Source organism: Alcaligenes ammonioxydans (assembly GCF_019343455.1).
Taxonomy (GTDB): domain Bacteria; phylum Pseudomonadota; class Gammaproteobacteria; order Burkholderiales; family Burkholderiaceae_B; genus Alcaligenes; species Alcaligenes ammonioxydans.
The window spans coordinates 1,401,230-1,413,317 of sequence record NZ_CP049362.1; the positions used below are offsets into that span (position 1 = coordinate 1,401,230).

General features: G+C 58.5%; 12 protein-coding genes. 6 read left to right on the forward strand and 6 right to left on the reverse strand.

Features of this window, described 5'->3' with window-relative positions; genetic code table 11:
• Positions 1-27: 27 nt before the first annotated feature.
• On the reverse strand, positions 28-1,662 hold the full coding sequence (locus FE795_RS06330) for a Na+/H+ antiporter (protein ID WP_003801700.1): 1,635 nt from the start codon (positions 1,660-1,662) through the stop codon (positions 28-30).
• A 203-nt stretch (positions 1,663-1,865) separates the two neighbouring features.
• On the opposite strand from FE795_RS06330, the gene FE795_RS06335 reads away from it, so the two are divergent.
• The 5 genes from FE795_RS06335 to FE795_RS06355 all read left to right on the forward strand — a co-directional run bounded on the left by FE795_RS06335 (position 1,866) and on the right by FE795_RS06355 (position 7,293).
• On the forward strand, positions 1,866-2,120 hold the full coding sequence (locus FE795_RS06335; RefSeq protein WP_003801698.1) for a YtcA family lipoprotein: 255 nt from the start codon (positions 1,866-1,868) through the stop codon (positions 2,118-2,120).
• 7 nt (positions 2,121-2,127) lie between these two features.
• Positions 2,128-3,177 (forward strand): multidrug transporter subunit MdtN, encoded by a 1,050-nt coding sequence (mdtN, locus tag FE795_RS06340; RefSeq protein WP_003801696.1) that lies wholly within the window; start codon positions 2,128-2,130, stop codon positions 3,175-3,177.
• Complete coding sequence (locus tag FE795_RS06345) at positions 3,164-4,915, forward strand: FUSC family protein (RefSeq protein ID WP_003801695.1); 1,752 nt, start codon at positions 3,164-3,166, stop codon at positions 4,913-4,915. The genes mdtN and FE795_RS06345 overlap by 14 nt, the downstream gene beginning before the upstream one ends.
• A gap of 317 nt (positions 4,916-5,232) precedes the next feature.
• Positions 5,233-6,612: an NCS2 family permease gene (locus FE795_RS06350; protein ID WP_003801691.1), complete on the forward strand. Its 1,380-nt coding sequence runs from the start codon at positions 5,233-5,235 to the stop codon at positions 6,610-6,612.
• A gap of 69 nt (positions 6,613-6,681) precedes the next feature.
• Entirely contained in the window at positions 6,682-7,293 is a 612-nt protein-coding gene (locus tag FE795_RS06355; RefSeq protein ID WP_230406283.1) for an HAD-IB family hydrolase, read from the forward strand.
• Positions 7,294-7,458: 165 nt separating this feature from the next.
• Here the strand turns inward: FE795_RS06355 and FE795_RS06360 are convergent, their stop codons facing one another.
• The 4 genes from FE795_RS06360 to FE795_RS06375 all read right to left on the reverse strand — a co-directional run bounded on the left by FE795_RS06360 (position 7,459) and on the right by FE795_RS06375 (position 9,977).
• The gene (locus FE795_RS06360; protein WP_003801687.1) at positions 7,459-8,028 is read right to left on the reverse strand and encodes an HdeD family acid-resistance protein; all 570 of its coding nucleotides are present in this window, start codon (positions 8,026-8,028) and stop codon (positions 7,459-7,461) included.
• Positions 8,029-8,386: 358 nt separating this feature from the next.
• Complete coding sequence (locus tag FE795_RS06365; RefSeq protein ID WP_131071469.1) at positions 8,387-8,869, reverse strand: copper chaperone PCu(A)C; 483 nt, start codon at positions 8,867-8,869, stop codon at positions 8,387-8,389.
• 20 nt (positions 8,870-8,889) lie between these two features.
• On the reverse strand, positions 8,890-9,507 hold the full coding sequence (locus FE795_RS06370) for an SCO family protein (protein WP_131071470.1): 618 nt from the start codon (positions 9,505-9,507) through the stop codon (positions 8,890-8,892).
• 56 nt (positions 9,508-9,563) lie between these two features.
• A complete protein-coding gene (locus tag FE795_RS06375; protein WP_131071471.1) occupies positions 9,564-9,977 on the reverse strand; it encodes a hypothetical protein in 414 nt (137 codons plus the stop codon).
• Between the two features lie 82 nt (positions 9,978-10,059).
• Between FE795_RS06375 and FE795_RS06380 the strand changes: the two genes are divergently transcribed.
• Positions 10,060-10,224, forward strand: coding sequence for a hypothetical protein (locus tag FE795_RS06380; protein WP_157784347.1), 165 nt, complete (start codon positions 10,060-10,062; stop codon positions 10,222-10,224).
• A gap of 21 nt (positions 10,225-10,245) precedes the next feature.
• Here the strand turns inward: FE795_RS06380 and FE795_RS06385 are convergent, their stop codons facing one another.
• Positions 10,246-11,952, reverse strand: coding sequence for an FMN-binding glutamate synthase family protein (locus FE795_RS06385; RefSeq protein ID WP_131071472.1), 1,707 nt, complete (start codon positions 11,950-11,952; stop codon positions 10,246-10,248).
• Positions 11,953-12,088: the final 136 nt, after the last annotated feature.

Here is a 12,088-nt window from a genome sequence, read left to right on the forward strand (position 1 = left end):
AAGGTAGGGGAAAGAGAAAGAGCGGACTCAAGACATGCGCAATTCGATCAGGTCCAGTAATCGGACCCGTTCGCGAGCGATTTCATCGGATATCTGACGGGTACGCGCCAGGGTGTAAACGGCGTTGCGAGCCGCGCGGATGGCTTGGATTTGCATGTTTTTCTCCAACTCCTGTTCGGCCAGATCCTGGTCAACCCCTTCGGCGGGCGGGCTATGGGCAATGGCGCTCAGGACCCGGTCGGCCATGGCGGTGTAGCGCGTTCCGGAGGACTCGGGATTGTGGGCAATCAGTTCATTCAGTGTTTGCGCGACCGATTGCGCACTGGCGTGTCGCACGGCCTGCTCGGCCAGTTCTTCCTGCTCCTGGCGGCGTCGCAAAGTCGGAAAGGAGACGCGTTTCATCAGGGGAGGTAAAACCAGGCTGGCGGTCAGCAGCGAGACGATAATGACGACCGAGGCCAGAAAGATCGCCAGGTCGCGGGCCGGGAAGGGACTGCCGTCCGTTAAGGTCAGCGGCAAGGTCATGACACCGGCCAGGGTGACGGCGCCCCGCACCCCCGCAACCGACAGGACCAGCACCAGCAGCGGATTGGCCTGAGCGGTTTCGTCGTGATGACGCAGCCCCAGTAGTGAAAGGCCTCGTCGCAGCCATAAATAGCCGTACACGCATAAAAACCGCAGTGCAATCAAGGTGGTACACATGGCCACCGCATACACCAGCAGCCAGGCAGGATTGTGGTGGCCGGTTTCTTGGACCACCTGTACCGCGCCCCGAAAAATGGCTGGCAACTGTTCGCCCAGCAGGACAAACATCATGCCGTTCAAGCTCAGTTGCACGGTGTCCCACACGGTCTTGCGCTGCATGCGGGTGGCGGCCAGCGCATTGCCCGAGAGTTCGGCATAGCTCATGGTAACGCCCGCCGCTACAGCAGCCAGAATGCCGGACGCTTCCCATTGCTCGGCCAGGTAGTAGGACGCAAAGGGCAGCAGCAGGCTGAACAGGACTTCGGCCCCGGGCTCCTCGCCCCAGCGGCGCACAAAGAGATTGCGCACCAGCAGCAGGGCGCGCGTGGTTGCCACACCCACGGCCAGGCCGACAAGCGTTAGCCACAGGAAGTTCTGGCTGGCTGCCGTGACTGAAAAAGAGCCGCCCAGAGCCAGGGCGACAGCAAGCCGAAACGCCACCAGTCCGCTGGCGTCATTGAACAGGGATTCACCTTCGAGCAGGGCTTGCAGTCGTGGCGGCAAGGGCACGCGCCGGGTAATGGCGGAAACGGCGACCGGGTCGGTTGGCGAAACAATGGCGGCCAATGCAAAAGCGACTGGCAAGGGCATGGCGGGAATAAGCCAGTGCAAAACATGCCCCAAGCCGAACACGGTCAAAAATACCAGAATGAAAGCCAGAACCAGAATGCCGATCCGATCTCGAATTAAACCTTCTTTGGAAATGCGCCAGCCGTCCAGAAAGAGCAGGGGCGGCAGAAACAGATAAAAGAACAGGTCCGGATTCAGGGTGATGCCGTGATTGAACCAACCTGCGATCAAAAAGCCGATCAGGATCTGCACCAAAGGGGCAGGGATGGCAACGGGAATCATCTTTACCATGCTGTTGCTGATTAAAACGGCAGCCAGCATGCTCAAGGTCAGGTTTACGTCGTCCATGGCGATTCTGTATAAATGACGGTGGTCATTGAGGCCCTATCAGAAAGTTGCTTGTCACTATACGCGTAAAAATGCGAGAGACACAGATGTACGATCCGGCAGGAATAAAAGGTCTATGCCTGAAAGGGCTCAGGTACAATTCCTCGCAGTTATCTGAGCAAGATACGGGGATCGTATTAAAAATAATCGGGGGGGTGCCACGCATGCGTGCGCTTACAGCCAGTCTGACAGTGCTGCCTTTGTTGGGCGGATGTTCTCTTGCGCCTTCGGTCTATATGGCAGGCTCGTATTTCCCCGCCTGGCTGGTGTGCGTGCTGCTTGCCGTGCTGTTGACCGTGTTGATTCGTTGGGGGTTGATCCGTGTGGGTGTGGACGATGCCCTGCCCATGCGCCTGCCCGTCTACGCCTGTTTGACGCTGGCATTGACGTTTGCCGCACTTCTTCTTTTCTTCGAGTAACTGAGCCATGACCCAGGCACAGACATCTTCTTCTCGTAAAGGCCTTGCCCGTGTATTGAGCGTGCTGATTGTTGTTGCCGCGCTTATCCTGGCCTGGTGGTATTTGCAGCGTTTGGCCAATAATCCCCTGTCTGAAGATGCGGTGATTGGCGCTGACGTTGTTCACATTTCCAGCTCCCTGCCCGGGCGCATTGAGCGCATGGCGGTGCAGGATGGGCAGTATGTCAGCCGCGATGACTTGCTCTTTACCGTAGACCCGGTGTTTTATCAGCTGCGTCTGGAGCAGGCCCAGGCAGAGCTGGCGCTGGCTCAGGCCACGCTGGACATGAAGCAGCGGGCCGTGCGGGCAGAGGGACATAATGCGGTCATTGCCGACGACCAGATCACCCGCGCCAAGACCAATCTGGCCATGGCTGCGCAAAGCCAGCGCCGCCTGGCGAACCTGGCGGCCAAAGGCTACGTTTCTCAGCAGCAGCTGGATGAGGCCAATACCTTGCTGCGCGATGCCCAGGTCACCTTGAAACAGGCCACAGAGCAGTCGGGTGCTGCCCAGGCGCTGGTGGGCAATACCCAGGCCGAGGAAGCGATGGTGCAAGCGCGCCAGGCCGGCTTGGCGATGGCCCAGCGCGATCTGGAACATACCCAGGTCAAGGCTCCGCACAATGGCCGTATCGTCGGTCTGCGTGTCGGGTCGGGAGAGCATTTGATGCCGGGCATTTCTGTGTTCACCTTGCTTGATACCGACTCCTGGTATGTCACTGGCATGTACCGTGAAACCGACCTGAAAGAGATCAAGCCTGGCCATTGCGCGACGGTCTACGTGCTGTCGGACCCTTCGCGCAAGCTCTCGGGCAAAGTCGAGGAAATCGGCTGGGGCGTGAGTAGTCAGGAGCAGATCAACCTGCCGCGCAGCCTGCCTTACATACAAAAATCCCTGAACTGGGTACGGGTGGCGCAACGCTTCCCGGTGCGCATTCGTCTGGATGCCCCCCCTGCGGATCTGATGCGCATGGGCGCCTCGGCCACCACCATCATTCATCGCGATGGCAACTGCTGAAACCGGCTCGCTGGGTCTGGCCCGGCTGGTCTGGCAGGATCTGCAGCCCACTCCCGGCCGTTTGGCGCTGAGCTGGCGCGTAGCAGTCTTGTGCGCCCTGATGGTGTTGTTGGCCATGAACTACGGCATTCCCGAGTCGGCCGTCAGCTGCTTCGTCATCTTTTTTGTGATGAAGTCCGATGCGGGTGAAAGTTCGGTGCTGGCCCTGGCGCTGGTCGTGCTGGTGTCGGTGGTGGTGCTGTTGATGGTGCCGTTGATTCAGGTCACGATCCAGTTCCCGGCCTGGCGTCTGCTGGCCATGGTGCTCACTTCCTTTGTGCTGCTGTTTCTGGGCGTGGCCAGCAAGCTGGGGCCGCTGGGGGGCATTATTGCCTTGGTCATCGCTTTTGTACTGACCTTGCTCGGTTATGTGCCTTTTGGCGAAATTGCTACCCGTGCGGTGCTCTATGCCTGGTTGATGACCGCCTCGCCCATGGCCTTGGTACTGATCTTCAATCTGTGTTTTGGTTTGTACCCGCACAAGGTGTTGCGTCGCGAACTGGCTGCTCGTTTGCGACTGGCCGCGCAGGGCTTGCAGGGGCAGGCCGATACACAGGATTTGTGGGATGAACTGGCGTTGGGCGTCAGCGCCCAACAGAAGCGATTGGGATGGATCAGATTGTTTCACTTGCGGCCTGCTCATGAGCAGGCAGAGCTGGAGCAAGCTATTCTCAATGTGTACCGAGCCTTGCTGGCGGTGGCTGTCTTGCGGGATCAAGGTCTGGATACGGAGCAGTCGGCCGTCTTTGCTCCGTATTGTGAACGCAGTGCTCAAGCCATCGAGCAGGGGCGCCTGCCGTCAGGTCAGGACTTGCCCGAGCTGTCTGCTTCCAGTGCCTTGGCCGTGCAGGACTTGCGCGATGCCTTGTTGGCCTTGTCGGGAGCCGTGTCCATTGGCAAGGCGGACCCCGAGAAGGAGTCTTTCATGGTCCCTGATGCGTTCCGTAACCCGGTTTATCAGCATCATGCCCTGAAGGCGACGGCAGCCGCTGTATTGTGTTATCTGATCTACAGCGCGGCGGACTGGCAGGGTATTCATACCGCCATGATTACCTGTTATGTGGCTGCCTTGGGTTCGACCGGGGAAACCGTTCACAAGCTGGCCTTGCGGATTGTGGGATGCCTGCTTGGGGCGGCGCTCGGCTTTGTGACGATCTTGTTCATCATGCCGTATTTGCAGGATATTGGCGCCTTGATGGCTTTGGTGTTTCTGGTGTCCTTGCTGGGTGCCTGGGTGTTTTACGGGCCCGAACGTATTTCTTATGCCGGTATTCAAATTGCTTTTGCCTTTTATCTGGTGGTTTTGCAGGGCTTTGGCCCCAGCTTCGATCTGGACTCGGCCCGTGACCGGGTGATTGGTATTTTGCTGGGCAATGCGGTGATGTATCTGATGTTTACCCAGGTCTGGCCTGTCAGTATCGCGGGGTCGGTGCGTCAGCGCCTGGGCAAGGCAGCGGAAGGTCTGGTGGGTTTGGGAGCCATGTGGCAAACGCGCCCGGCCCAGGCCGTGCAGCAGTCGGCCAGCGTGGCCCAGGAGTTGTCGGCAGCCAAATATGGGCTGGCCCTCATGCAGCTTGAACCGGGACGCCTGCGCCCCGAGCCCGCGCAGATTCAGGCGATGCAGGCCCAGTGGCAGGAGCTGCGACAGCAGTTCATCGGCCAGGCCTATGTGCCGGTATCGGACCGGCAAAGCGATTGATAACCCTCATTACCCAGAGGTGATTTTCCTGTCCCGGACGGCTCGTAGAATGAGCCTCACTTCCCATTATCGGGATCAAAAGAAGCGCCGCAAAGGCCTCGGTTCGGTCGGAGACACCCCCGTATACCTCTTCTTTCTGCCCATGTCTGCATTCTGTTGCGGGCAGGGGCAGGACTTGTCTTTGCTCAACGCCCGCTTTTGATTCAGGTCGTGAGAGGCGCCTTGCCCCTGGGGGGGCGGGACCTGTCCATTACTGATTCCTGATGACGGCAACGCACCGTTTCAGACATCACAATACTGATAAAGGAGCATGGAGTATGGCTGAGCAAGAATCCGCATTGCGGCCAGGGCAGGAGGCCTTGGCTCCGCCGCTTACGGGTGGTTGGTTGCAACAACATTTTGCGTATACAGAGCGCGGCAGTTCCCTGCGTCAGGAGGTATTGGCAGGGCTGACCACCTTTCTGGCAATGGTGTATTCCGTATTTGTCGTGCCTTCCATGCTGGGTAAGGCGGGTTTTGATACTTCCGCTGTTTTCGTGGCGGTCTGTCTGACCAGCGCCCTGGGCTCTTTGCTGATGGGGTTCTGGGCGAATCTGCCTATTGCCGTGGGCTGCGCCCTGTCTCTGACGGCATTTATGGCTTTCGATCTGGTTCTGGGGCAGCAGCTCAGTCCAGCCGTGGCGCTGGGCGCGGTCTTTCTGATGGGTTTGATCTTCACCCTGATTTCGGCCACTGGCATTCGTACCTGGATCTTGCGCAATCTGCCGTTGGGAATCGCGCACGGCACGGGCATAGGCATTGGTCTGTTCCTATTGATGATTGCCTCCAATGAAGTGGGCCTGGTCACTCGCAATACGGGCGCCGGTTTGCCAGTTGCTTTGGGGGATGTAACTTCCATGCCAGTCTGGCTGAGCGTCGTGGGTCTGGCAGCGATTTTTGGACTGGAGCGACGCCGCGTAACCGGGGGCATTTTGCTGGTGATACTGGGCTTGTCTGCCATCGGCCTGGTGTTCGATCCCAATGTGCGTTTTACAGGCCTGTTCGCCATGCCCAGCTTGTTGGGGGAGCACTCTCTGATTGGGACTATGGATATTGGCGGCGCTTTGAACGCGGTTGTGTTGCCCAGTGTGCTGGCCTTGGTGATGACAGCGGTGTTTGATGCGACAGGGACGATTCGCGCGGTGGCAGGCAATGCCGGACAGTTGGACAAGGACGGCCAGATCATCAATGGCAGTCGTGCCTTGACAACGGACTCCCTCAGCTCCCTGGTGTCGGCCAGTCTGGGGGCGTCGCCCGCTGCTGCCTATATTGAGTCTGCTGCCGGTACCGCGGCAGGGGGGCGGACTGGTTTGACCGCAGTGGTGGTCGGGCTGGGCTTTTTGATGCTGATTTTCCTCTCGCCTCTGGCTGCATTGGTACCCTCCTATGCAACGGCACCGGCCCTCATGTATGTGGGCTTGCTGATGTTGGGTGGCGTGCGTCATCTGAATACCGACGATACGGTCGATACGATGGCAGGCCTGGTGTGCGCGGTGTTTATCGTGCTGACTGTCAATATTGTCACGGGCATCATGCTGGGTTTTTGTACGTTGGTGCTGGGGCGCCTGTTTTCAGGTGAGCTGCGCCGCCTCAATGTAGGTACCGTGCTGATTGCCCTTGCCTTGGCCGTCTTCTATCTGGGTGGTTGGGCCTTGTAAAGCTTGACTTGGGAAGCATGGCTTTCCCCCGTACACTAGCTCTTTTTTTCCACAATGAAAGGGGCGCGTGTGCTGGTCGCATTTGATTTTGATGGCACCATTACAGACCGGGACAGCTTGCAGGACTTCATCCGTCGCATGCGAGGCTGGCCGGTCTGTATTCGGGCCTACCTGGCTTGTGTGCCGCGCTTTCTCGTTTGGGATCGGGGGCCGCTGCGTCGTCAGGCGATCAAGCATTGTTTTCTGCGCAGTGCCCTGGGTGGATTGAGCCGTGCGCAGGTTCAGGCCTTGGCAGACGTTTATGTACGGGATTATCTGCCACGGATTCTACGCCCGGAGATGATGGAACGGGTTCGTGCGCATCGTGAGCGAGGGGACACGGTGTTGTTGGTCAGTGCCTCGCCGTCCATATATTTACAGCTCTGGGCGCACGAGCAGGGGATGGCTCAGGTGCTGGCGACCGATTTGGCATTTGATGAGCACAAAGGTTGTAGGGGCCTGGCCAGCGCCAATTGCTGGGGAGAGGAAAAAGTGCGTCGCCTTCAGGCATGGCTGGGTGACAAGCCCGTGGAGCTGGACATGGCTTATGGTGACAGCCCAGGTGACGGACCGATGCTGGCGCATACGCGCCAGCCCTGGTTGCGGGGGCGTGATGCGGCACTGCCGAGAATGGAGGGCTGAACAGAGGCGGCTGCTTTCGGGGCCGACAATCTGGGTGCCCACGGCGAGATCGTAAAATGCCCGACCCACATGTGTTGCGGGACGGGCATGGTGTGATGAGCCAGTCAGGTCAAAGACGCTCGTCGTGTTCAGGGCGGCGAGCACTCAGGGTCGGCTCAGGTGACATCAGGCTTCGTTGCGTTTGATGGCCATGCCCAGCAACAGGCTGGCCCAACCTTGAGTCAGCAGGTCGATCCCCAGGATCAGGCCTAAAATCCAGACACTATTGCCTGGCCAGCCAGCAGCAATGATCAGCCCCGCCGCCAGCGTGATCAGTCCGGAAAAGGCCATCCAGCCGCCGCCAGCCTGGGCGCGATTCTGAAACCAGATCCACAGCCGGAATGCTCCGGATGCGATCAGGAAAGCGCCAAAAACCAGGGTCAGCACTGTCGCGCCCATCAGAGGATTGCTAATGGCAATCAGACCGGCGAACAAGTACAAAATGCCACTCAAACTCCAGAATAGAAAGCCACGCCAGCCTTTGGAGCTCCAGGCATGGATAAGATGCAGCACTCCGCCTATGCTCATCAGGATACCGATGTAAACGACGCTGGCAACCGTGGCACCTACGACATAGATCAAGGCGATCAGACCCAGAATAATCAGGGCGATGCCCAGACCAATAAACCATCCTGGCTTCAAAGGTAGTTGACGTAGCAATTCAGAGCGATTGGTGTCATGAGGACGTGAGGCCATCTGCATACTCCTTGCAAGGTTAAACCGGCGCTACGGTCTTAACTGTACTCCAGACCCGGGCAGGGGCCTAGTGTTACGCAAAGGCAGGGGCATTGTGTCTGAAGGGCGACGGCCAAAAGACGAAGGCCAAAAGACGAAGGCCCTACCGTTGCGGTAGGGCCTGTGGCCGCTCTGGCGGCGGTGAACTACCATGATGGCAGTTTTGGAAAGCTACGTTTCAGGCAGCTTACTGACACTTTGTCAGTGATTTCACTGTACGTCAGCTAATCAAAACCTGCCAATTATGGAAAACCCGCAAATGTGAAACCCGGCCTTTTCTTCCATGAACGGAGCGGCTATCGGGCCGGATGACACGGGTTCAATGGCCGCCGTGCGCACCGTGGTGGCCTTGGCCCGCCTTGCTGTTCAAGGCGCGTACGGGGGCATGAACCTTCAGCTCCTCTTTCTGGCCGGCGGCATTCAGGATCTCCAAAGTGAGATCCACGGAGCTGCCCACTTCAAGCTGCTTGTCCAAACCCAGCAGCATGATGTGGTAGCCGCCCGGTTTCAAGTCCACTGCTGTATCCGCGGGCAGGTCGATTTTCTCAACCTGGCGCATACGCATGACCTCATTGTCCATAGCCATTTCGTGCACTTCAACCTGTTTGCTCAAGCTGCTGCTGGCACCCAGCAATTGGGCGTTGTCAGTGGACTTGAGCACCATGAAGGCGCCGGTCGCCTGTTGGCCAGGAACGGTGGCGCGTACCCAGGGATCAGTCACAGTGACTTCGGCCTGCGCCAGAGTGGGCAGGCTCAACAAAGCGGCCAGGGAGAATAGAGAGCTCGCAATCGTACGTTTCATATTGGTTATCCTGTTGGGGTTCACTTGCTCAAAGCCAGCACCTGGCGGATATCAGCCGCGGCTTCGTCAGCCGTTTGCGTATGGCGCAGGGCAATTTGCAGCTTGCCTTGGGTGTCATACACATAGGTCAAGGCACTGTGGTCCATGGTGTAGCTGGAGCCGGTCGGAACCTTTTGGTAAAAGACTTTGAAGTCGCTGGCGGTTTTGGCCAGCTCTTCTTCGGTGGGGCGCAGAGCCACGAAACCGGGGTCAAAAGCTTGCATATAGGCACGCAGCAGTTCGGGCGTGTCGCGCTCTGGGTCAATGGAGATAAACAAGACCTGCAGCTTGTCGCCATCCTCACCGAGCTGCTCCTTGATGTCGACGGCACGAGTCAGTGCAGTCGGGCAGACGTCAGGGCATTGGGTAAACCCAAAAAAGATCAGCACGATCTTGCCACGGTAGTCCGCCATCGTACGACGTTGGCCTTCGGTATCCAGCAAGCTGAAATCCTTGGCAAAGTCGGCGCTGCTCATGTCCACCCCTTCCAGGTTACGGAAGGCTGGTTGCTTGGGGGCCTTGTCGCCGCAGGCGCTCAGGACCAAAGGAGTCGCCAGCATGGCAAGCAAAAGCTGGCGGCGAGAGAAGGAGGCGTTCATAGAAATATCCCGCTAATTGACAACATAAGGTGGCCGCGTCGGGCAGCCGGGGCAGGTCAGCAAGCGAGCGAGGAAGGCGGGCCGCGCGCACTCAGGGGCGGGCCCGTTAGGGGAAGAACGGGAGCCGCCGCCTGTTGGGCAGTGTCCCAGATATGAGGGAGTGTGGGTGCCAGATCCCAGGCGGGACTGGGCCCATCGTTAAGAGCTTTTTGCGCCTGGGCCTGCGCGAACAGACAGGCGGCATGCAGGCTGTGCTGCTCATCGTGTTTTGGGTCGGGGAGCTGAGCGCTCCATTGCGCCAGGAAGGGGTCGCCTTGAACGCACAGGCTCAGGGCGGCGGCGTTGTCCGGATTGGCACTCGGCATGTAGCCGTTGGGGATCAGTCCGCGCAGCAGCAGGGCGCACAGTGCCAGCACCAGTAAAAACCGGCTGCGAGTACCCGAGAAGGAAAGTGCGCAGTGCCTGATCATGATCTCAGCATTCTAGTACAGATGGAAATCTGTTTGCCCAGATTCTGTGGCACAGTATTTGCCTATCATCAAGGAGCTTGATATGCGACAGATTTATGGAGTGCTGGGCGCTTTGCTCATGGTCGGCGGACTGATGGCGTGCTCAACTGCGGATCGTTCCTCTGACACAGGCTGGAGTCGGTCATCCGGCGTGCAGGTGTATGGAGAAGTGGATGCCGGAATAGGGACAGTGCAGCAGTCTCGTTAGGGAGACTGCCGCCATCGCTGCTCAGGCCAGCGCCTGGCCCGCGCTGTCAGCCATATCCTGTTTTTTGATGATGTCGTCCGGCTCGGCCTCATCGTTCAGGTACGACAAGGCTTTGCTCAGGCTGTAAGCCGGCTCGAAAGAGTCGGGGTTGGCCATGGGCCAGCCCACCCGGAAAATGGTTTGGCGGTAGTGGCCGCGCAATAGCTCACCTTTCTTCAAATCGGGGAACAGGGCCGACAGAACCCGGACTTCGCCGTTGCTGATGCGGCGGGCAATATGGTGGGGGCGCAGCTGGTTAGGGTGCTCCAGCCCGGCAGCACCCAGCAGCTCGGCCAGCGCTTTGAGCGTATTGCCGTGGAAACTGGCCACGCGCAAGGATTTGTCGTCAACCACCAGCGCTTTTTGACGCTGCGGGTCTTGGGTAGCCACGCCTGTCGGGCATTTGTCGGTATGACAAGCCTGGGCCTGGATGCAGCCCACCGCAAACATGAAGCCGCGGGCGCTATTGCACCAGTCCGCGCCCAGGGCCATGATGCGTGCCATGTCAAAAGCACTGATGATCTTGCCCGAGGCGCCCAGACGAATCTGCTCACGCAGGCCGATGCCGACCAAGGTGTTATGAACCAGACGCAAGGCTTCGCGCAAGGGAGTGCCCACATGGTCAATGAACTCGACGGGAGAAGCTCCGGTTCCGCCTTCGGCCCCATCGACGACGATAAAGTCGGGAGTAATGCCGGTTTTGAGCATGGCTTTGGCAATTGCAAACCATTCCCAGGGGTGTCCGATGCACAGTTTAAAGCCCACCGGTTTGCCGCCGGACAAGGTACGTAGTTGAGCGACGAACTCCAATAGCTCCACGGGTGTGCGGAACGCGCTGTGACTGGCCGGGGAGTTGCAATCCACGCCCTCCGGGACGCCCCGCGCCAGCGCGATTTCGGCCGTCACTTTGGTGCCGGGCAAGATGCCGCCGTGGCCAGGCTTGGCCCCTTGCGACAGCTTGATTTCAATCATCTTGATGTGATCCTGGGTCGCACGCTCGGCGAAACGCTCGGGTGAGAAGTTGCCGTGCTCATCGCGGCAACCAAAATAGCCCGACCCGATGTTCCAGATCAGATCTCCGCCATGGCGCAGATGATACGTGCTGATTCCGCCTTCGCCTGTATCGTGGGCAAAGTTGCCCATTTTGGCGCCCTTGTTCAGCGCCAGAATGGCATTGGCCGACAGCGCCCCAAAACTCATGGCCGAGATGTTCAGCACAGACAGCGAGTAGGGCTGCGTACAGTCTGGCCCGCCCACCTGCACTCGGAACTGCGAGTCCTTGATGTGTTTGGGCGTCATGGAGTGGTTGATCCACTCGTAGCCGTTGTTATAGACCTCTTGATGGGTGCCAAAGGGCTGCTTGTCGATCTGCTGTTTGGCACGCTGGTACACCAAGGAGCGATCGGCACGCGAGAAGGGCAGTTGCTGCTCATCGCCTTCCAGGAAGTACTGGCGAATTTCAGGTCGAATGGCTTCAAAAATAAAGCGCAGATTGCCAATAACCGGGTAATTGCGACGAATGGCATGACGAGTCTGAGTGATATCGACCAAACCTTGCACGCATAGGGCCAGCCCGGGAATGGCCAGCCATAACCAGCTCGCGCTCTTGAACAGGGACAACAGCAAGAAAAAGGCGGTAAGACCAATGATGATGTAGAAGGCGGTGTAGCGTGTCAGCCACTTTTGCATAAAGACTCCTGCCATAAAAACGGGGTGAGGGAACAGGATTTCGGGTACCTGCCCATCAGGATGCCCACATCATAGAACGGCCCCGTACGGTTTGACTATGCCTGGGCTGCGATAGTTAATGAAAACTGACAATGAA

Excerpts from the sequence above, each read along its gene's own strand:
- FE795_RS06360 (WP_003801687.1), bottom strand. The coding sequence starts at position 8,028 with ATGGCCTCACGTCCTCATGACACCAATCGCTCTGAATTGCTACGTCAA.
- mdtN (WP_003801696.1), top strand. The coding sequence starts at position 2,128 with ATGACCCAGGCACAGACATCTTCTTCTCGTAAAGGCCTTGCCCGTGTA.
- FE795_RS06350 (WP_003801691.1), top strand. The coding sequence starts at position 5,233 with ATGGCTGAGCAAGAATCCGCATTGCGGCCAGGGCAGGAGGCCTTGGCT.
- FE795_RS06370 (WP_131071470.1), bottom strand. The coding sequence starts at position 9,507 with ATGAACGCCTCCTTCTCTCGCCGCCAGCTTTTGCTTGCCATGCTGGCG.
- FE795_RS06385 (WP_131071472.1), bottom strand. The coding sequence starts at position 11,952 with ATGCAAAAGTGGCTGACACGCTACACCGCCTTCTACATCATCATTGGT.
- FE795_RS06380 (WP_157784347.1), top strand. The coding sequence starts at position 10,060 with ATGCGACAGATTTATGGAGTGCTGGGCGCTTTGCTCATGGTCGGCGGA.
- FE795_RS06365 (WP_131071469.1), bottom strand. The coding sequence starts at position 8,869 with ATGAAACGTACGATTGCGAGCTCTCTATTCTCCCTGGCCGCTTTGTTG.
- FE795_RS06375 (WP_131071471.1), bottom strand. The coding sequence starts at position 9,977 with ATGATCAGGCACTGCGCACTTTCCTTCTCGGGTACTCGCAGCCGGTTT.
- FE795_RS06335 (WP_003801698.1), top strand. The coding sequence starts at position 1,866 with ATGCGTGCGCTTACAGCCAGTCTGACAGTGCTGCCTTTGTTGGGCGGA.
- FE795_RS06345 (WP_003801695.1), top strand. The coding sequence starts at position 3,164 with ATGGCAACTGCTGAAACCGGCTCGCTGGGTCTGGCCCGGCTGGTCTGG.
- FE795_RS06330 (WP_003801700.1), bottom strand. The coding sequence starts at position 1,662 with ATGGACGACGTAAACCTGACCTTGAGCATGCTGGCTGCCGTTTTAATC.